Origin of the sequence: Kitasatospora sp. NPDC093558 (assembly GCF_040683475.1) — a bacterium.
Classification (GTDB): domain Bacteria; phylum Actinomycetota; class Actinomycetes; order Streptomycetales; family Streptomycetaceae; genus Kitasatospora.
On sequence record NZ_JBFBDY010000898.1, the window covers coordinates 1 to 2170 of the forward strand.

2 protein-coding genes and 1 pseudogene are annotated in these 2170 nt (G+C 74.9%); 1 reads left to right on the forward strand and 2 read right to left on the reverse strand.

What is annotated here, in order from left to right; genetic code table 11:
• Positions 1–309: pseudogene (locus tag AB0O00_RS36675) on the reverse strand (NUDIX hydrolase); the annotation flags it as partial.
• Positions 310–700: 391 nt separating this feature from the next.
• Positions 701–1345: a hypothetical protein gene (locus AB0O00_RS36680; protein WP_363659033.1), complete on the reverse strand. Its 645-nt coding sequence runs from the start codon at positions 1343–1345 to the stop codon at positions 701–703.
• Between the two features lie 167 nt (positions 1346–1512).
• Here AB0O00_RS36680 and AB0O00_RS36685 point away from each other — a divergent pair.
• The coding region (locus AB0O00_RS36685) for a DUF2079 domain-containing protein (protein ID WP_363659034.1) at positions 1513–2170 on the forward strand (658 nt) is incomplete at its 3' end.

The window sequence follows — 2170 nt, forward strand, 5'->3', positions numbered from 1 at the left end:
CTGGACGACGGCGACGAACAGGGCCGGCAGCCAGCCGGTCGCGCCGGGCACCTTGCGCAGGACGAACTGCCGGTAGGTGGTGCGGGCCCAGCCGACGTCGAGGTCCTGCGGACCGTCCGGCCGCAGGCCCGCGCAGACGGCGACCGGGCCGTCGAAGAACGTCGGGTTGGCCCGTACCGCCTCGGCCCAGGCCCGGTCCATCACCACCCGGTCCTCCGGCCTGAGGTCGGGGGCGGCGGTCTCGGCGAGCCGGATCCGGGCGGGCTCCAGGATCTCGACCTCGGCGGGGGCGGGCTGTCGTTCGGTCACGCGGCACATGCTGGCACAGGCCGTGCCACCAGGCCGAACCCGGTGCGGAACGCAGGCGTCCGACCGCCGCCCCCGCCCGGCGGTCGGCGCGCGAACCGGCGCGGCGTGCACGTGAGGGCACCGGCGCGAAGCAGACACCTCACGCCCGGCGCACAGCGGCGCCCGCTCCGCGCCCAGGCCCGCCGAGCTCCCGTCCCCACCCCTCCCCCGGACCCGATCCTTACGGCGCTCTGATGCCGACCGCCCTGGGGGCCGCTGGAGCTCGGGGTGCGGCCGGTCTGCCGGCGCGGATCCGAGGAGTATGCCCACCAACGCGCCTTCACGCTCTCACCGGAGGCCTGAGCAGCGCCGGAGGCCCGAACAGCACCGGACGGCCGGACGACAACAGCCCTCAGAGCGCGACTTGGGTCTCGGCGCGCTCGCGGATGTACTCGTCCGGGTGCGTGCGGGCGATCTCCACCGCGCGCTCCACGAGCGGATGCAGCTCGGCCGGGTAGGCGCGCGGGACGAGGGGCAGCCCGGGGAGGATACTGCGGCGCACGTCCGGGTCCTCGTTGGCGACGAACTCCCGCAGCGCGGCCTCGTGCCACGCGTTGCGCACGCTCGCGCCGTCGTCCGGGTCGGTCCACCGGTCGCCGGCCGAGAGCGCCGTCCAGTACCAGGCCCGCGCCGCGCCCGCCCGCTCCTCGTCCGTGCCGGCCCGCAGCCGGGCCAGCAGCGCCATCCGGACCCGCCGGCGCCCGAAGGCCGTCAGGGCGGGCTCGACGAACCGCCGGTTGAAGCTCGGGTTCGGGTCGTACACCGCGGCCGTCAGCAGTGCCTCGAAGTACTCCTCGGGGAGTTCGGCCCGCCCGGCGAGCGCCTTGTGGACCTGCCAGCGCCCCGCGTCGGCGAAGTCCGGCCCCGGCTCCACCTCGACGCCGAGCACTCTGAGCAGGTCCGCCAGACGCTCCTCGAACGCGCGCGACCCGTCCCGGGCACCCCCCGGCAACGGCCGGAGACCCCGCACCTCGCCCGCCGTCTCTTTCGCTTCCACGAACCCCTCCTCATTCTGAGTCACCGGCACACTACTCGCTGCACATCCGTTCGGAGGCCGTTTTCGCCCAGGCCGGAGGCCCGATCGGCACCGCCGGACCGGGTTTGACGAGCGCTCGGCCTTCCACCACCCTTCCACTAATCGAATAGTGAAAGGGTACTTTGCCGATGCAAGAGGTCCTCTCGCCCGCCCACCCGATCCAGCCCGACCCCCGGCCGTTCCCCGGCCTCATCGCCCGGCGGCTCGCCGTCCTGCGCCAACCGGCCGTCCTCGCCTGGGGCCTGGCCGCCGGCTTCGCCGCCCTCTACGCGTGCGTCGGCGTCAACCGGCACCGGCGCGGCCTCACCAAGGCCTACGACCTCGGCATCTTCGAGCAGGCCGTCCGCGCCTACGCGCACGGCCGGGCGCCGGTCGTCCCGCTCAAGGGGCCCGGCTACCACCTGCTCGGCGACCACTTCCACCCGCTGATCGCCACCCTCGCCCCGCTCTACCGGGTCTTCCCCACCCCGGTCACGCTGATCGTCGCCCAAGCCCTGCTCATGGCCCTGGCCGTCGTCCCGCTGACCCGCTGGGCGCACGAGGTGGCCGGGCCGAGGGCGGCCCTCGTCATCGGCTGCGCCACCGGAGCCTCCTGGGGGATCGTCCGGGCGGCGGCCGACGACTTCCACGAGATCGCGTTCGCCGTCCCGCTGCTCGCCTTCACCGTCACCGCACTCGGCCGGCGGCGCCCGCTGGCGGCCGGGCTGTGGTCGCTGCCGCTGCTGCTGGTCAAGGAGGACCTGGGCCTGACGGTCGCCGCCGTCGGCGCGCTCATCGCCTGGCAAG